The 17,564-nt window shown below is 46.0% G+C and carries 19 protein-coding genes and 1 tRNA gene; 16 read left to right on the top strand and 4 right to left on the bottom strand.

Annotation, left to right across the window (positions count from 1 at the left end; translation table 11 throughout):
- Window positions 1-71 precede the first annotated feature (71 nt).
- From uxuA to BM124_RS19715, 3 genes are all read left to right on the top strand, one after another.
- Window positions 72-1,142 carry a mannonate dehydratase gene (gene uxuA / locus BM124_RS07885; RefSeq protein ID WP_093336581.1) on the top strand — a complete coding sequence of 357 codons (1,071 nt, stop codon included), beginning with the start codon at window positions 72-74 and terminating at the stop codon, window positions 1,140-1,142.
- Window positions 1,139-1,984, top strand: a complete 846-nt coding sequence (locus BM124_RS07880; protein WP_093336580.1) for an SDR family oxidoreductase — start codon at window positions 1,139-1,141, stop codon at window positions 1,982-1,984. The genes uxuA and BM124_RS07880 overlap by 4 nt, the downstream gene beginning before the upstream one ends.
- A 294-nt stretch (window positions 1,985-2,278) precedes the next feature.
- Window positions 2,279-2,389, top strand: a complete 111-nt coding sequence (locus BM124_RS19715) for a HepT-like ribonuclease domain-containing protein (protein ID WP_093336664.1) — start codon at window positions 2,279-2,281, stop codon at window positions 2,387-2,389.
- Between the two features lie 125 nt (window positions 2,390-2,514).
- Here the strand turns inward: BM124_RS19715 and BM124_RS07870 are convergent.
- Window positions 2,515-2,602, bottom strand: a tRNA-Leu gene (locus BM124_RS07870).
- Between the two features lie 113 nt (window positions 2,603-2,715).
- Between BM124_RS07870 and BM124_RS07865 the strand changes: the two genes are divergently transcribed.
- The 5 genes from BM124_RS07865 to BM124_RS07845 all read left to right on the top strand — a co-directional run bounded on the left by BM124_RS07865 (window position 2,716) and on the right by BM124_RS07845 (window position 5,971).
- Window positions 2,716-4,086 (top strand): dipeptidase, encoded by a 1,371-nt coding sequence (locus BM124_RS07865; protein ID WP_093336578.1) that lies wholly within the window; start codon window positions 2,716-2,718, stop codon window positions 4,084-4,086.
- Window positions 4,087-4,178: 92 nt separating this feature from the next.
- Window positions 4,179-4,844: a hypothetical protein gene (locus tag BM124_RS07860; RefSeq protein ID WP_212634946.1), complete on the top strand. Its 666-nt coding sequence runs from the start codon at window positions 4,179-4,181 to the stop codon at window positions 4,842-4,844.
- Between the two features lie 48 nt (window positions 4,845-4,892).
- Window positions 4,893-5,120: a spore coat associated protein CotJA gene (locus BM124_RS07855; RefSeq protein ID WP_425288582.1), complete on the top strand. Its 228-nt coding sequence runs from the start codon at window positions 4,893-4,895 to the stop codon at window positions 5,118-5,120.
- Window positions 5,117-5,386 (top strand): spore coat protein CotJB, encoded by a 270-nt coding sequence (locus tag BM124_RS07850; RefSeq protein WP_093336576.1) that lies wholly within the window; start codon window positions 5,117-5,119, stop codon window positions 5,384-5,386. The genes BM124_RS07855 and BM124_RS07850 overlap by 4 nt, the downstream gene beginning before the upstream one ends.
- Window positions 5,387-5,401: 15 nt before the next feature.
- The gene (locus BM124_RS07845) at window positions 5,402-5,971 is read left to right on the top strand and encodes a manganese catalase family protein (protein WP_093336574.1); all 570 of its coding nucleotides are present in this window, start codon (window positions 5,402-5,404) and stop codon (window positions 5,969-5,971) included.
- A gap of 302 nt (window positions 5,972-6,273) precedes the next feature.
- On the opposite strand, the gene BM124_RS07840 is transcribed toward BM124_RS07845, so the two are convergent.
- A complete protein-coding gene (locus BM124_RS07840; protein WP_093336573.1) occupies window positions 6,274-7,371 on the bottom strand; it encodes a PQQ-dependent sugar dehydrogenase in 1,098 nt (365 codons plus the stop codon).
- A 131-nt stretch (window positions 7,372-7,502) separates the two neighbouring features.
- Between BM124_RS07840 and recQ the strand changes: the two genes are divergently transcribed.
- The gene (gene recQ / locus BM124_RS07835) at window positions 7,503-9,284 is read left to right on the top strand and encodes a DNA helicase RecQ (RefSeq protein ID WP_093336571.1); all 1,782 of its coding nucleotides are present in this window, start codon (window positions 7,503-7,505) and stop codon (window positions 9,282-9,284) included.
- A gap of 61 nt (window positions 9,285-9,345) precedes the next feature.
- Window positions 9,346-9,492: a hypothetical protein gene (locus BM124_RS18880; RefSeq protein ID WP_170841037.1), complete on the top strand. Its 147-nt coding sequence runs from the start codon at window positions 9,346-9,348 to the stop codon at window positions 9,490-9,492.
- Between the two features lie 207 nt (window positions 9,493-9,699).
- Here BM124_RS18880 and BM124_RS07830 read toward each other — a convergent pair whose 3' ends face one another.
- Complete coding sequence (locus tag BM124_RS07830; protein WP_026703289.1) at window positions 9,700-9,900, bottom strand: cold-shock protein; 201 nt, start codon at window positions 9,898-9,900, stop codon at window positions 9,700-9,702.
- A 173-nt stretch (window positions 9,901-10,073) separates the two neighbouring features.
- On the bottom strand, window positions 10,074-10,862 hold the full coding sequence (gene ytvA, locus BM124_RS07825) for a YtvA family blue-light photoreceptor (RefSeq protein WP_093336569.1): 789 nt from the start codon (window positions 10,860-10,862) through the stop codon (window positions 10,074-10,076).
- 200 nt (window positions 10,863-11,062) lie between these two features.
- Here ytvA and BM124_RS07820 point away from each other — a divergent pair, with 200 nt between their 5' ends.
- The 6 genes from BM124_RS07820 (at window position 11,063) to BM124_RS07795 (ending at window position 17,548) form a co-directional block, all read left to right on the top strand.
- Window positions 11,063-11,473, top strand: coding sequence for an organic hydroperoxide resistance protein (locus BM124_RS07820; protein WP_093336568.1), 411 nt, complete (start codon window positions 11,063-11,065; stop codon window positions 11,471-11,473).
- Between the two features lie 564 nt (window positions 11,474-12,037).
- Window positions 12,038-13,642 carry an ATP-binding protein gene (locus tag BM124_RS07815; RefSeq protein ID WP_093336566.1) on the top strand — a complete coding sequence of 535 codons (1,605 nt, stop codon included), beginning with the start codon at window positions 12,038-12,040 and terminating at the stop codon, window positions 13,640-13,642.
- 1 nt (window position 13,643) lies between these two features.
- On the top strand, window positions 13,644-14,321 hold the full coding sequence (locus tag BM124_RS07810) for a response regulator (protein ID WP_093336565.1): 678 nt from the start codon (window positions 13,644-13,646) through the stop codon (window positions 14,319-14,321).
- A gap of 209 nt (window positions 14,322-14,530) precedes the next feature.
- A complete protein-coding gene (locus BM124_RS07805; protein WP_093336563.1) occupies window positions 14,531-15,520 on the top strand; it encodes a tripartite tricarboxylate transporter substrate binding protein in 990 nt (329 codons plus the stop codon).
- A gap of 69 nt (window positions 15,521-15,589) precedes the next feature.
- Window positions 15,590-16,033 carry a tripartite tricarboxylate transporter TctB family protein gene (locus tag BM124_RS07800; RefSeq protein ID WP_093336561.1) on the top strand — a complete coding sequence of 148 codons (444 nt, stop codon included), beginning with the start codon at window positions 15,590-15,592 and terminating at the stop codon, window positions 16,031-16,033.
- Window positions 16,034-16,048: 15 nt separating this feature from the next.
- Window positions 16,049-17,548 carry a tripartite tricarboxylate transporter permease gene (locus tag BM124_RS07795; protein ID WP_170841036.1) on the top strand — a complete coding sequence of 500 codons (1,500 nt, stop codon included), beginning with the start codon at window positions 16,049-16,051 and terminating at the stop codon, window positions 17,546-17,548.
- The last annotated feature ends 16 nt before the right edge of the window (window positions 17,549-17,564 follow it).

The raw sequence follows: 17,564 nt of genomic DNA, 5'->3' as shown, positions 1-17,564 counted from the left end.
TATACTAGTATACAACAAATGAATTGAAAGATGAAGTAACAGTACAATGTTGCTGAAATGGGGTAACGGTTATGAATATGATTTTTCGTTGGTACGGTGAAGACAATGACAGCGTTTTATTAAACGATATTAATCAAATACCCGGAACAGGTGGAGCAGCCTGGGCTCTTCATGAAAAGCAGCCGGGAGAAATCTGGGAGAAAGAGAAGATTGAGCAAACTGTAGACTTGATTCATTCCCATGGTTTACACGCCGAAGTGGTGGAGAGTGTGAATGTTCATGAAGATATCAAGCTTGGACTTCCTTCGCGGGAAACATACATAGACAACTATGTAGAAACGATACGAAATCTCGCGGCTTCCGGAGTAAAGGTGATATGTTACAACTTTATGCCGGTGTTTGACTGGATACGAACGGATCTTCATAAGGAACTGGGAGATGGCTCTACGGCCCTCTTTTATGAAAACAGTCAAATTGAAAATATTACCCCGGAAGAACTGATTCAAAAAATTACAGAAAACCCGGAGTTTACGATGCCTGGGTGGGAGCCGGGAAGGCTTGAACATATACAAGGTTTAATTGATCAATATAAAGATATTACGGCAGAAGACCTTTGGGGGAATCTGCAGTATTTCCTGGAAAGAGTGATTCCGGTCTGCAAGGAATGTGATGTCAGGATGGCGATTCACCCGGATGATCCGCCCTGGTCGGTTTTCGGCCTTCCCCGGATTATAACCGGGCGTAATGATCTAAAAAGACTGACCGCCCTGGTGGAAAGCGGGTACAACGGCATTACGCTGTGCAGCGGAGCGCTGGGCGCTCATCCGGACAATGATATTCCCGCGATGATTCATGAGTTTCACGATCGTATTCATTTTGCTCATGTCCGTAATGTGCGCAGGTTTCATAATGGTGACTTTATTGAAACATCACACCGGGCAGGGGACGGCTCTGTTGATATTGTCGAAGTGATCCAGGCTTATCATGATATAGGCTATACAGGCTATATCCGCCCGGATCACGGCCGCCATTTATGGGGAGAGAACTGCAGACCTGGATACGGTCTTTATGACAGAGCACTAGGCATAATGTATATGCTCGGCATCTGGGATCACTTAGAGAAAGGTGGAACACTAAAATGAACAATCACACAAATTTACAAGGAAAAGTCGCGGTCGTTACAGGAGGCGGCGGAGTGCTATGCGGAGAAATGGCCCGTGAATTGGGCAGACAGGGTGTAAAAGTCGCGGTGCTGAGCAGGAAAAAAGAAAAGGCAGATGCCGTAGCCGATGACATCGTCCGGGATGGCGGCGAATCGATTGGCGTGGCATGTGACGTACTGCAGCTTGAAAGTATTGAGGAGGCAGACAGGGAAATAAGAAAATACTATGAAGGTTATGATATTTTAATCAACGGCGCCGGCGGCAACCATCCCGATGCAGCGACCTCGGAAGAATACTTTAAAAAAGAACATCTGCAGAACGATCAGGTCAAAACGTTTTTCGACTTGACCGAAGAAGGGCTGAAACATGTCTTTGATTTGAATTACATTGGCACGGTGCTGGCGACACAGGTATTTATGAAAGGAATGCTGAAACGGGAAAGCCCTGTAGTAATAAATATCTCATCCATGAGCGCACCCAGCCCGATGACGAAAGTATTGTCGTACAGCTCGGCAAAAGCGGGTATTGATAACTTTACGCAGTGGCTGGCTGTGCATATGGCAAAAGAAAATATCCGCTGTAACGCGATTGCCCCGGGTTTTTTCCTAACCTCTCAAAACCGCAGTTTACTGCTTGATGAAAATGGAGGATACACCGAACGTTCCCGCAAAATTATCGGGCAGACGCCGATGGAACGTTTCGGAAATCCGGATGATTTAACCGGCACACTGCTGTGGCTGACCGATCATAGCATGTCAGGATTTGTGACTGGAGTGACCGTACCTGTTGATGGTGGATTCATGGCGTACTCCGGTGTATAGATGAAAGCGGAACGGCCTGCTGTAATAAACACAGCAGGTTTTTTCTATTATATATGCGGGATCACAACAATTGACAAAGCGGACATGTGATCCGCTATTTCCTGAAATATGCCTGTTTTTAAAGGAGTTCCCGGACCTCCATTCCGCTATTTTTTAGTTTTCAGAGAAAATCAGCTCGTTATTAACCACTAGTCTTGCAAATTGCTAACATAAAACATTTTTATTGAGAAATAAAACCTTTTTTTCGTTTCGGTTCTTCTCGAATAGACAGGAAGAGAATAGAGGTATTCCAACATTAACGTATTAATTCATGAGTATTTCGGCGTAGATAATGACTTCGTGTGTAATGTTATTGATAAAGAGCTTCCGCCGTTAAAAGATAAAATCATGCAGTTACTGTGTTAATGTTGAAAAATGGTATAAAACGTGGAAAACTTTCACTATGGGTCCATATTTATAATATAAAAAACAGTGCTGACTTTTACGCCAACACTGTTTTGTGTTATGGGTCCTGCATTTCATGTTAAAATTGGTGCGGCTGAGAGGACTTGAACCTCCAAGGGCGCTATGCCCACACGGACCTGAACCGTGCGCGTCTGCCAGTTCCGCCACAACCGCAAGACAAATTCTATTATATAAGAACCCCTCGAGTTTTGCAAGGGGGTTTTTAAATATTTTTTTTAGAAATGACATGATACAATAAAAGAAGCAAATCACAGGGAGGCAGTGACATGGATTTTTCCTATATAACGGACAATCAGAAACGGTTTATCGATGAATTAACGGAGTTTCTCCGGATACCAAGTATTTCGACCCTGCCTGAATACAAGGAAAGTGTGCAGCAGGCGGCGGAGTGGACGGCGTCGCGCCTGCAGTACGCGGGTATCGAAAACGTGAAGGTGATGGAGACAAACGGTCATCCGATTGTGTACGGGGACTGGCTTCATGCCGAAGGTGCGCCGACGGTTCTTTTTTACGGGCATTATGACGTGCAGCCGGCGGAACCGCTGGATTTATGGAACAGCCAGCCGTTTGAACCAGTCATCGAAAACGAACGGATTTATGCCAGAGGCGCAACAGACATGAAAGCCAACGTCCTGCTGCCGGTGATTGCGTGTGAAACATGGCTGAAAGACGCCAAAACACTGCCGGTGAACGTGAAATTCCTGTTTGAAGGCGAAGAAGAAATCGGCAGCCCATCGCTTGCCGGATTTATGGAAGAAAATAAAGACATGCTGCGCGCCGATACCGCAATCAGCGCCGATTCCGGGCGGATAGAAGAAGAGAAGCCTGCATCAATGGTCAGCTTGCGCGGCCTCGCCGGGGTGCAGATTGATGTGCGGAGCGCACGTGGGGATCTTCATTCCGGCCTGTACGGCGGTGCGGTGCCAAACAGCGCGCAGGCTCTCGCGCGTATTCTCGATTCGTTGAAGCACGAAGACGGTACGGTGGCGGTGGAAGGATTCTATGACGACGTGGTGGAACGAAGAGATGAAGAAAAAGAAACAATCAACGCCACCTTCAGCTCCAATGATACGTTTCAGCAGAATGCCGGCGTGGACCGGGTGTACGGCGAGCCGGGTTACACGCCGGGAGAACAGACGCTGATCCGTCCGACCCTTGATATCAACGGATTGTGGGGCGGCTATCAAGGCATCGGCGTGAAAACGGTGATCCCGGCAGAATCTCACGCCAAAGTCACGTGCCGCCTCGTGCCGGATCAGAATCCGGAGCAGATCATTGATCTCATCCGGCAGCACGTGGAGCGCCATACGCCGGAGGAAGTGGAGGCGTTTGTCATTCCGCTCGAAGGAAAAGCGTACCCTTACATGCTTCCGGAAACCCACCCCGGCCTGAAAGCCGTGGAAGAAGCGGTGCAGCACGTGGAGGAGAAAACACCCGCCCAGCTCCGCATCGGCGGATCGATTCCGATTACCGGACTCCTGCAGCAGCTGCTTGACGTGCATACGATCCAGCTTGGCTATTCTGTCTTTGACGAAGGCATGCACGCACCAAACGAATTCTACCGGATCTCTCAGTTTGAAAAAGGACAGAAAGTTTATACGCGGCTTCTCAAGGAACTCGAAGCTTATCTGGGATAAATCAAGGGTAAAGAAAACCGGAGCAGAACCGCTCCGGTTTTTAAAGATATAACATCCTGCATTATACATAGAAAAGAAAGTAGTGGCTGAGCATGAGTGCAGCAAACACAGACCGCTCCACCCTGGATATCACGTACGAAGTTATCATGGTGCTCCTGGCGGCGTTATCGATTGGAACGCTCTGGTATGACACTGCAGCGGACAATTATTTGATATGGGGAACGTGGGGCGTGTTTTTCGCGGATTTTGTCTACCGGCTTTGGCGTGCCGACAGCAAATGGCAGTTTATCAAGTCCAATCCCTTTCTTGTTATCGCCGTCATTCCGCTTGATGCTATCTTCCAGTTCGCGCGTTTCGCAAGGATCCTCCACCTTCTACGCCTGAAGACGATCACAAAATATTACACGATGCCGCTGATCCGCTTTCTGAAAAAGCAGAACCTGGCGCTTGTCGCTTCCTTGGCGTTCGGCTTTTTGTTTATTACCATTATACCTCTCTATCATCTCGAGCCGGAGCTGACCAGTTACTGGGATGCCTTCTCAAGCAGCCTGATGTCGCTCATTTTTTTCGGACGGTCGGATTTTGACCCGGTGACCGGCGCGGGCAGGTTTCTGCTTGTTCTGCTCAGCATTCTCGGAGTTGTGCTGTATGGCCTTGTCATCAGCACAGCATTTGATCTCTTTTATCAGACAAGTCTTGCGAAAAAGTGGCTGAAAAAAGGAAAAGAAGTATGGAAAAATCGTTCTAACAGGGGCTGAATCGGCATAAGGTGACAGTAATCCGTTAAAAAAGGGGCAGGTATGCACATGAATGAATTTACCCAGCAGAAATACTACCGGCCTTATGTCAGTCCATTTGATCCCTGTCCGCCGATCCGCGTGAAATCCTATGTAACCCCGCCGCAGCTGTACTTGGGTTATCAGCCGTACAATCTGCCGCAATACCAGCCGCAGCAGGCGCTTTACGCCGGTACCCTGTGGCCGGCGTTGTTTTCTCCGTACAACGGCAGATACTGGGGGAGGGAAGAGGCATGAGCAGTCAGGTGCAGTTCCCGAAAGAGTTTTATCAGCTGATGGAAGAACTGCAGGTGGTGGATTTTGTCCTTGTGGAACTTACGCTGTATCTGGATACCCATCCGGAAGATTATGCCGCGATCCAGCAGTTTAATGAAGCCTCCTACCACCGAAGGATACTCGTTCCGAAAGTGGAACAGTATATGGGTCCGCTGCAGCAGTTCGGCCACAGTTACAGCGGCTATCCATGGAACTGGAATCAGGCACCTTGGCCATGGCAGATTTAAGGGAGGAGGCTGTGTATGTGGATTTATGAAAAAAAACTGCAGTACCCGGTGAAAGTAGGAACCTGCAATCCGATGCTCGCGAAGTATTTGATCGAACAGTACGGGGGAGCGGACGGAGAGCTGTCCGCGGCCCTCCGGTATCTGAATCAGAGGTATTCGATTCCGGACCGGGTGATCGGGCTGTTGACCGACATTGGTACCGAAGAATTTGCGCACCTCGAGATGATCGCGACGATGGTCTACAAACTCACCAAAGACGCCACCGCCGAAGAAATGGAGAAGGCGGGGCTTGGTGCTCATTACGCCAACCATGATAACGCGCTGTTTTATCACAATGCTGCCGGCGCGCCGTGGACAGCGACCTACATTCAGGCCAAAGGGGATCCGATTGCGGACTTGTATGAAGATATCGCGGCCGAAGAAAAGGCACGGGCTACATATCAATGGATTATTGATATGAGTGATGACCCTGATCTGAACGACGGCTTGAAGTTCCTGCGCGAACGGGAAATCGTTCATTCCCAGCGCTTTCGCGAAGCAGTGGAGATGCTGAAAGAAGAGCGGGACCGGCAGAAAATATTTTAATTAAGAAAGAAGGCGTCAGGGTGTATGCTCCGGCGCCTTTTTTAGCTGCACCGCTGTTATTTGGACTTCGCATGTATTCCAGTTGATTTGGCATGTAAATGGACGTACTTGGCATGTATCCAGCTCAGGTTGGATTGTACTAAATGACTCGGACGGTATTACCTTTCCCTTGGCATGTATGGACGGGCGTTCGGCATGTGAATGATGCAATTTGGCTGGTAAGTCATAAAAAAATCCGGATGGCAGAACAGCACGCTCCACCATCCGTATGAAACATCGTTATGAGTCAACCGACTGCACAATCACGAGCTGCTGTCGAGTTTGAGCAGCAGATCATCCTGTTCATCCGGGCTGCCGCGGCCGTCGGTGTTATTGGTTATCACATACAGCGAGCCGTCGTGATGGAGCACATCGCGGAGCCGGCCTTCGCCGCTGAACACGACTTCCATTGATTCATTATCCACATCAAAGCGCATCAGCTGGGTGCCGCGCAGGCCGGTGACGTAAAAGGCACCGGCGCTACCAAACGTTGTGCCGGACGGGGCCCACGTGTTCGATCCGGAGTGGAAGAGCGGTGTCCGCATGTCGTCTGCGCTCTCGTCCCCGGTGATCTCCGGCCAGCCGTAGTTCGCGCCCGCTTCGATCCGGTTGATTTCATCACGAGCGTTCGAGCCGTGTTCGGAACTGTACAGGTCTCCGTTTTCATTCCAGGAGATGCCCTGCGGATTCCGGTGGCCGTACGAATAAATATACGAGCCTTCAAACGGGTTATCTTCCGGTACGTCTCCGTCCTGTGTCATACGGAGAATGCTGCCGGCATTGGATTCCCTGTTCTGGGCGGCGTTTTCGTTTCCCGCGTCTCCGGCGGTCGCATACAGCATATCATCCGGTCCGAGTTTCAGGCGGCCGCCGTTATGGATGGAGCCTCCGGGGATACCGTCCAACAGCACGTTCTGTTCCTGCCATGTTCCATTTTCGAGCGTCACCGACACGATTCGGTTCGACAATGATTGATCCATTTCATATGTGTGATACACCCATGCCTTACGGGACTGCGCGAAATCAGGCGCCAGCTGGAAACCGAGCAGTCCGCCTTCACCGGAAGCAGCGACCGGTTCGTTCAGCTCAAGCTCCAGCCGTTGTTTCTCCCCGTTTTCATTCACGTGGACTATAGTTCCGCCCCGCTCGGTGATGTAAAAGGAACCCTGATGCATCTGCACTTCCCACGGAACATTCAGACCGCTGGCGATCGTTTCGGCTGACAGGGGAGGCGGCGTGTCATCCATCGTGTTACTTCCATCTGCCGGTTCGTCTCCGCCGCTCTGTTCTCCTCCGTTGTCTTCGGGACTGCACGCGCCAAGCAGTACGACAAGCCCCCCTGCTGCTATCATTTTTTTCATGTTCTCCTCCTTTGGGTAAAAAGCATTTTGGTTTTTTCCATTCCCTTCCGTCCGTTCTGCTAATCATTGAAAAATCCCTTTTTCAATAAAGCGAAAGCGCAGTATAATAGATGAAGAACAGGAGGACGGTTATGCTGGACGAAGCGAAAGAGAAACTGCAGCACCATTTCGGTTATGAAACGTTTTTGAATGGACAGGAGAATATTCTGCATCACGTTATGCAGCGGCAGTCCGTGCTTGGCATTATGCCGACGGGCGGGGGCAAATCGGTTTGTTACCAAATTCCGTCGTTGCTGCTTCCGGGGATTACTATCGTCATTTCTCCCTTGATTTCCTTAATGAAAGACCAGGTGGATGAAGCGCGGGAAGCCGGTATTCCTGCGACATTCATTAACAGCTCCGTGTCTCATGGGGAGATGAGGGAGCGGATGGAGGCGCTGCGCCGAGGAGAATGCCGGCTGTTGTATGTCGCACCTGAGCGACTGTCGAATCAGGAATTTCTCTATCAGCTCCAGTCCATCCCGGTTTCCCTGACCGCCGTGGATGAAGCTCACTGCCTGTCGCAGTGGGGGCATGATTTCCGGCCGGCTTATCTGGAAATCCCAAGGTTTCTTTCCTTTACAGGCAGCAGTGCAGCGGTGCTTGCCCTTACTGCGACCGCAACGCCGCAGGTCGCCGAAGATATTTCGCATGCCCTGGACATTCCGGAAGACCAAGTCGTCAAAACCGGGTTCGCCCGTGAGAATTTAACGTTTTCTGTCGTGAAAGGACAGAACCGTGAGGCTTATATCGTCGATTACGTCAAAAAACGCAAGAACCAGCCGGGCATTATTTACGCGAACACGAGAAAAGAAGTGGAGAAGCTCTGGGAGATGCTCCACAAAGAAGGCCTGTCCGTCGAAAAATACCACGGCGGCATGGAAACGGCGGAACGCGAAGCGGCGCAGGAGCGTTTTGTGTATGATGACGTGACGGTCATGGCGGCGACGACGGCGTTTGGCATGGGGATCAACAAATCAAACGTCCGGTACGTGCTTCACGCCCGCACGCCGAGAAACATTGAATCATATTATCAGGAAGCGGGGCGCGCCGGCAGAGACGGAGCGCCCGGCGACTGTACGTTGTTATTTTCACCGCAGGACGCAGGCACACACCAATTTTTGATTGATCAGTCCCAGCTGGAGGAAGACCGCAAAGACAAAGAATACCGGAAGCTTAGGCAGATGATTCATTACTGCCACACCGAAGACTGCCTGCAGAATGAGATGCTCCGCTATTTCGGGGAAGAACCACAGGAGCCGTGCGGCAGGTGCCTGAACTGTACCGATGACCGGACGCTTGAGGATGTGACCGAAGAAGCGCAGATGGTGTTTTCATGTGTAAAACGTATGCGGGAGCGGTTCGGAAAAGTGATGACTGCCCAGGTACTGGCAGGATCGTCCAATGAGAAGATCCGCACGCTCAAGCTCCATACGCTGACCACCTACGGCCTTATGAAAAACAGAACCCAGAAAGATGTCGCCGCCTTTATTGATTTTCTGGCCGCGCATGCCTATCTTTCGCTGTCTGACGGGGCCTATCCGGTCCTGCGGCTGACGAACGCGGCACTGGACGTGCTGCGCGGGGAAGCCCGGGTCATGCGCAAAGAGACACTGACCGCCGAAACGGTGAGTACCGAAGATCCGCTATTTGAAGAGATGAGGCAGCTCAGGCTGCAGCTGGCCAAACAGCACGGCGTCGCTCCTTACATGGTGTTCTCGGACAAAACGTTGAAAGAATTCTGTCGTTATCTGCCGCAGCAGGAATCGGAGATGATGGAAATCAAAGGAGTCGGCAGGCAGAAACTCGACACTTACGGCGGTGCGTTTCTGGATGTATTACAGCGTGCGGCCGTAGGTGAAGTCAAAAGCTGAGCTCATTGCTTTTCATTTTCACGGAGGAAGAGTAGAATAAAATAGACAGGAGGGATACACGATGGTAGTCTTACACGCGCTTCAGCATGTCAGAGTTATTGCTGTAGGACTGTTTTCTTTGACCGCTTTCAGCCTGCTCACTTTTCAGTCCGTGGAAGTGGTCCATGCATTCATGTCTATGTTTTCTGATACCTTTCATAAAAACTAGACACTAAAAAGAAGACCGGAGTTTTTCGCGAAGGAAAGACCCCGGCCGTTTTTTTAGTTTTAATTGGAAAAATAAGGATGTTATGCTCCGTGTGACATATCCGGAAGATGCGGCGGAGCTGTAACGAGGCAGGCATAACCGTCGAAACAAGCCCAAAACGTAAAAAGAACCCCCGCGGTGGAGGGTTCTTTTATATCTAAGTTGTCATTACTGTTTGTTAACGTTAGCAGCTTGTGGACCGCGGTCGCCTTCGACGATTTCGAAGCTTACCTGCTGGCCTTCTTCAAGTGTTTTGAAACCTTCTTCCTGGATTGCGGAGAAGTGGACAAACACGTCGTCTGCTCCTTCGCGCTCGATAAATCCAAAGCCTTTTTCTGCGTTAAACCATTTTACTGTTCCTTGTTCCATGTGATCCTCCTGTGTACGCTTTCCACGCACCAAATAAATTACTTATCTTGCTAAACGCTATGATCAACCGGAATGTCCATCCCCATCAATCCTAGGTGACAAAATAGCAAGTTCATCATATCATGGCTTTCAAATGATTGCAAGCGGTCTCCGCTAAAATCCTTCATAAAATTTTAAACATTGTTCTGAAGCACTTTTACCGCATCTTTAATGGTCGAAAATATTCTAATGCTGCCGATACGGGCGTTCATACTGGCCGACTTCATTGCAAGCTGCGGCGAAATACCGGTGATGACGAGTTCAGAGCCGAGCAGACGGACGAGATGATAAAGGCCAAACAGTCCCTTCATCGTTTCCTCATCGAGACTGGTCAGGCCGGAGAGGTCCAGAATCAGTATGCTGACTTTGGAAGAGTGAATCGTTTCCGTCGTCTGATCGAAAATAATGCGCATCCGTTCCTCATTGACATTTCCGATTACCGGCAGGGCAAAGATGTCGTCGGCGATCGGGATGATGGGAGCAGAGAGCAGCTGGATTTCCTTATTGTAATCGGCAGCCTTGTCTTCAGCGGAGCGCTGCTTTGTGATGTCTTTCTGCACGCCGGCGAAATAATACTTTTCTTCTTCTTCTATGTATATCGGCTCCATATGAAGGTCATTCCAAAACGGGGTGCCGTCTTTTTTGTAATTGACAATCTGAACGGATACAGCCGACAACTCCTGAATGGCGCGGCGGAGTTTATCTACTTCCGCTTCCGACGTATCCGGCCCCTGCAGAAAACGGCAGTTGAAACCGATAATTTCCTCTGTTTCGTAGCCGGTTACGTGAGAAAAGCCTTTGTTCGCGTAAATGATTGGATTATCCTGTTGGTCCGGATCGGTAATGATAATGCCCGATCCCGCAGCATCCAGCGTCTTCATCAGTAAATCCATGGAAGCTGGGTAGGAAATGGGGTTCTGCATAACTGTTGACTCCTTTATCCTGCATGTTTCGCTTCATTATGCTGTGTAACCCTTATTATATCAAATAATTTAAAAACGTTCTTCGCAAATATCGAAAAAATCTTCAAATACATGTTTAATTACAGGCAGAACGTGAAATACATACCATTGTGCAACATAAATGTTTCTACTCATAATACAAGAAAAGGATTGGTGATCGTATGGCAATCTATACAGCAAAAGCAACAGCACAGGGCGGACGTGACGGCCACGTTAAATCCTCAGACGGACAAATTGATCAGAATCTTGTCACTCCGGGAGCTGGGTCTAATGCAGGTACCAATCCGGAGCAGCTGTTTGCAGCAGGCTATTCCGCATGCTATGACGGTGCGTTGAATCTTGTCGCTAAAAACCAAAAAAAAGACATTGAATCCACTGTAAACGGTGAAGTCAGCCTCAACAAAGATGAATCAGACGATGGATTTAAAATCAGTGTCGTACTGAACGTGGAAGTGTCCGGCGTGTCCCAGGAGGAAGCAGAAGAGCTGACCGCCGCTGCCCATCAAGTGTGCCCTTACTCCAAGGCAACACGCGGTAACATCGAAGTAACGATTAACACCGAAGCAAAATAATGATAAAAAAAGCGTCCCGGGCCGGGGCGCTTTTTTTTTGTAAAGTCCGGCGTCTGAAGCTGTGATTCGGTTGTTCCGTAGCTGCTGCAGTTGTTCCGGTGCGCAGTGGCTCCATGTACACTAAACCGCCCGGCGGTATGCATAGTGTCCACGGAAGCGGGATCCAAGGACACTAAATCCCGCGGTGCCGGCAGCTAGTGTCCACTGATTTTTGCCGGTGGACACTAATTTCTTTTCTCAGCAGCGTAGTGTCCACGTCCTGATGAATGACAGTCGAAAGGGCCCCGCTGACATACCGGTTTTACGCTGCCGCCATCCCCTCCCGCCTATGTTGGCATTCTCTTTCATCAAAAAGGAGCTGTACCTTTTTGATACAGATCTGGATTCTTTTCCAACTGAAAATAAGTAAAAAATGAAAGGACTTTACGACAAAAGTATTAAATAATACTTTTTTTCTCTGCAATATATTTGGCATAAGATGCTATAGTTTTTATAGGGAAAATGGAGTTTGTTGAAGTATCCAGATATGAAAGCTAATACACACTTCAACAAAAAGGGGGATATATGATTCAAAAATTACTTAGAGTCTCTTTAAAAACTAAAATAACAGGGATGGTAGTTGGATTAATTGTGACGTTAATTGTCTTACTTCTTAGTATTTTCACATACTTTGAGACGAATCAAATTTTTTCTAACAAAAAGACAATCAGCTTACAAACAGCGAAGACAATTTCATATATACCTGCAGTAAGCGAAGCGCTCCAGGAAGAAGACAACGATTCTGCTGCATCCCTTCAAGCTCTCACGGAAAAATTCAGCATACAAAATGATGCAGATTTTATTATTATACAAAATCGAAGCGGCATTATTTTAACGCACCCTTCTACAGAACGTGTGAGAGAATATCAGGAATTTGATGATGGATACCGGGCTGCAGTTTTTGGCGGTTATTATAATATTGTTTCAAAAGAATTTTTAGGTAAATCAGTGATGGGCAAAGCTCCTGTTCTATCTGAAGATGGTGAGGTATTAGGAGTCGTATCAGTTGGTTATTTAATAGACAATATTTATAAGGAGATCTTCGACTGGGTGAAAAATATACTGTATATCGCGCTTGCCGTTGTTTTGGTGGGAGTCTGCGCCAGTATTTTTTTAGCCAGACACATAAGAAACGAAACCCTGGGACTTGAACCACGTGAAATTGCAGCGTTATACCGTGACCGTAATTCTGTGTTGTCCTCTATTAACGAAGGAGTTATTGCAACGGATGAAAGTGGAAGGATTACAATGATTAATCACTCAGCAAAGACGCTCTTGAACTTGTCCCATGATATTGTCAATCGCCCAATTCAGGAAAACATTCCAGAAGTGAATGTAACGAATACAATTAAGAAGAGTAAATCGCAATTAAACGAAGAACTTTACATTAACAATAAAGTCATCATTTTAAATTTGACTCCTATTATTGAGGAAGAAAAACTAGTTGGTGCTGTAGCGACGTTTAAGGATAAAACGGAAATTAAAGAAATGATTAATACACTTTCAGAAGTAAAAAAATACTCTGAAGATCTTCGAGCCCAAACCCATGAGTTTGCCAACAAAATGTATGTCATTTCAGGTCTTTTGCAGTTAGGAAGTTATGAGGAAGCTCTGGAAATGGTTCAAAAAGAAGCTATTGACATCAAAAACAGTAACAGCTTGATATTTGAACTCATTAAAGATACAAAAGTGCAGGCAATTTTACTTGGAAAAATGAGTAAGGCGTCAGAAAAGAAAATTAATTTCAATGTGGATGAAAATAGTCATATTGAAGAATTACCATCTCATATTGAGGTGTATCATGTAGCTACTATTATAGGTAATTTAATAGATAATGCATTTGAAGAAGTTATAAATCAAACAGAACGAAGAGTTACATTTTCCACGCTGGACATAGGGCAGGATATTATATTTGAAATAACCGATAACGGAAGCGGCATGGAAAAGTTTACTCTTACTCAGGCAGCTAAAGCAGGATATTCTACCAAAAATCCGGAGAAAGAACGTGGTTTCGGTCTCTTTAATGTGAACGAAGTCATAGATGAACTAAACGGAAGCATTGAGATAACATCGAATAATAGCGGAACCACGTTCAGCGTTTTTATTCCAAAAGAACCAAGGGGGAAATAAAATGATTAAAGTAGTAATCGCGGAAGATGATTTTCGGGTGGCCGGCATTCATGAGAAGTTTGTTGATAGGATAGAAGGAGTTGAAGTCATAGGAAAAACACTAAATGGAGAAGATACCATCCAATTCGTAAAAAATCATGACAACGTGGATATGCTGCTACTTGATATTTATATGCCTGACTATTTAGGAACCGATTTGATACAGAATGTCCGTGACATATCTCCTATGCTGGACATTATTATCATCACTGCTGCTCAAGAAAAAAGTTTTCTTGAAGAGAGTCTCCGCAAGGGCGTTTTTAATTATTTAATTAAGCCTGTAACTTTGGAGCGGTTTATTGAAGTGATAACAGAATATAAAGAGCGTCAAAATTTACTGGGGGATCAGGAGTACATCGATCAAGGTGTTGTTGATAAATTATTCAGCACACCGTCTGGTAAACTTTACATGCCTGAGAATCTTCCTAAAGGGATAGACAGCATTACATTAAACAAGGTGTTAAGAAAAATGCAGAAGCAGGGCAATGGTTGGACGGCTGAGGATATGGGACAGGAGACCGGGGCTTCAAGAACAACCGCCCGCCGGTATTTAGAATATCTTGTATCGATTGAGAAAGTTGGAATAGAACAAGAATATGGGATGGTAGGAAGACCAGAACGAAAATACTATTTATTGTAAAGCGAATTATCGTGAACAAAATACACAAAATTCATTTTATATTATAAACGTATCTAATTATGAAAACGCTGACATAACATGGTCAGAATAATATGATGAGTTTACAGCAATTGCTTAACGCTTACTTGACTTTAAAGAGAGAGGGGGATGCGATGTACGTTAGGCAATTGTATTATTTCTGAATTTATTAGAAAAAGGGGAGTGAAAGGATGAAAGGTAAGTGGACAGGAATTGTGTCCTTAATATTGCTATTCTTTATTGTTGGATGTTCTTCAAGTACGAGTGGATCAGGAGGAGAGCCTGATTTTCCCACAAAAGATATTGAATTTGTAGCACCTGCATCACCTGGTGGTGGTTGGGACGGAACAGCAAGGGCTATGCAGAAAATTATGTCGGATGAAGGGGTTATTGAGCAGAATATAAATGTTGTCAATAAACCCGGAGGTAGTGGCGAAGTTGGCTGGCAATACTTGAGGAATCAGGATGCACATAGTATGGCCATTAATTCCAGCTTAGTTATTACGAATAATCTACTTGGTCAAAGCGACCTGACTTATGAAGATTTTACACCACTTGGCATTCTTACAACAGAGTGGATCTCCGTTGCGGTTTCTCCTGATTCGGAGTATGAAAAAGGTTCAGAAGTAATGAAACAATTAAAAAAAGATCCTAAATCGTTAACAATTGGTCTGGCTCCAGGATTGGGGAACAATGATCACTTATCATTTGTGCAGGCGGCCAAGGAGTATGGTGTCGACGTACCTAAGTTGGAGTTTCAGATTTATAAAAGTGGCGCAGATGTTGTAACAGCTCTACTGGGAGGTCATATTGATGTTGCTACCATGTCGGTTTCAGAAGCTAAAGAACAGCATAAAGCAGGAGAAATTAATATGATAGCGGTTTCATCAGAAGAAAGAATTGATGGTTTGGATGAAGTGCCAACTTGGCAGGAACAAGGTGTAGATATGGTATTTCCGCACTGGAGAGGTATAATGGGGCCTCCAGATATGACCGAAGAAGAAATTGCGTATTGGGATGAAAAAATCAGCCAAATGATCGAGACAGATGCGTGGCAGACAGTACTTGAAAATAATGAGTGGCAGTCTTTTTATAAAGACAGCGAGGAATCCCGCCAGTATCTGGAAAAACAGACTCAAAACTATGAAGAATTAATTAGTGAAGCAGGGTTAACGGATTAATATCCTGGAATGAATCCTTTAAAAAGGGATTCATTCCCCCTTGAAACGTTCAATAAGGAGGAGAAGGTTATGACGAGGCTGGTTTTTCCCATCATCTTAATTGCGGCAGGCTTGATCTATTTGCTTCTTACACTGCAAATACCCCTGTCTAAGACCGGAAACCCACATGCTCCACAATATTTTCCTGCATTAATAGGGACATTTTTAGTAATAATCAGTTCCGTTTATTTGGCACAGGAATGGAAAAAGCGTAAAGAGAAGTTAGAAGAGCTCAAAGGGTTATTGACTGGACGGACTCCTTATCTCATTGGATCTTCTTTAGCGTTAATCCTTGTTTACATCTTATTATTTGAACGAATTGGGTTTTTATTTTCAACGATGATATTTTTAACTTCCATGCTTTTTGTAGTTAATGGAAGGTATAAATGGAAGCAAAATATGGCTGTTGGAATTATATTTTCCATTATGTCCTGGTATGCCTTTGCTCAACTACTACAGGTAAGTCTGCCATAGAATGGAGGGAGAAAATTGGGAGTTGATTTTCAAAATGTACTTGAAGGTTTAATGGTATCTATCCGCCCTATAAATCTGTTATGGGTGTTACTTGGTGGATTGCTGGGTACAGTTGTTGGAATGCTTCCGGGGCTGGGACCTGCTACTGCAGTAGCTGTATTAATTCCCATTACTTTCGGAATGGATCCTACAAGTGCTTTGATTTTAATGGCAGCCATTTATTATGGTGCTATGTATGGGGGATCCAGAAGTTCTATCCTTTTAAACACTCCGGGTGATGGCTCGGCAATCGCAGCAACGTTTGATGGCTACCCAATGACACAAAAAGGGCAGGCAGGTCAAGCATTAACGATATCTGCAATTTCTTCACTTATAGGCGGGTTGTGCGCAATTGCCGGTTTTATCCTGTTAGCTAAGCCCCTCGCCTCCTTTGCTTTAAGATTCGGCCCTGCCGAATACTTTATGCTTATGCTGTTTACTTTATCAGCGATTGTATCGCTTTCCAAAGGTAACATGGTTAAGGGTTTTATTTCTATGTCTATTGGTTTAATACTTAGTACTGTTGGAATCGATCTTCAAACCGGTGTTTACCGCTTTACATTTGATATACCGCAGCTAAGTGAAGGAATAGACTTTTTAGTTGTCATTATCGGAATATACGCTGTTGGAGAGGTACTGTTTAATTTCATCAACATAGATTCCATAATTCCAAGTAACAATAAAATAGGGAAAAAATGGATAACTAAAGACCAATGGAAAAAGATCAAATGGCCGGTGATACGAAGCGGTCCGCTCGGCTTTATCGTAGGTGTACTACCAGGAGCTGGTGGTTCTATTGCATCAATGCTCGGCTACACAACCGAACGGCAGCTTGCTAAAAGACCCCAAACGTTTGGTAAAGGGGATCCGGCGGGATTAGCAGCACCAGAATCCGCGAATAATGCAGGATCGGTGGGAGCTTTCATACCGCTTTTAACCATGGGGGTTCCAGGATCCGGGACGACAGCTGTCATATTAGGTGCTGTTATTATGCTGGGATTACGTCCGGGGCCGCTTTTGTTTGAAAACAATCCTGATATGGTATGGACAATGGTCAACAGCATGTTTATAGGCAATATATTTCTGGTTATTATAAACATTCTGTTAATAGGAGTATTAGTAAGAATTTTAAATACGCCTCCGAAGATATTGTATCCGCTGATTCTGGTTTTAGCGTTCATAGGAACGTACACGCTGAGTTACAGTATGATTGATTTTTATATACTGGTTATCTTTGGGTTGGTTGGGCTGATTATGAAACTGATGGATTTTCCTATTGCCCCTTTAATACTTGCGGTCATTGTAGGATCTGATATGGAACAAAACTTCAGAAAAGGTCTCGTCGCTCATGATAATCCTTTTAACATGTTGTCCGCTTCTTCTGTATCGATTGTATTAACCATAATGACAATACTGTCGGTGCTGTATCCATTTTTTATTGATTGGATTCAAAAAAGAAAACAAAAAAAAGTGTAATACCCCTTTAAACAAC

The sequence above is a fragment of the Salibacterium halotolerans genome, assembly GCF_900115625.1.
Lineage (GTDB): Bacteria > Bacillota > Bacilli > Bacillales > Marinococcaceae > Salibacterium > Salibacterium halotolerans.
Note: the sequence above shows the minus strand (reverse complement) of the source record. Positions and strands in the feature narration are given on the sequence as shown.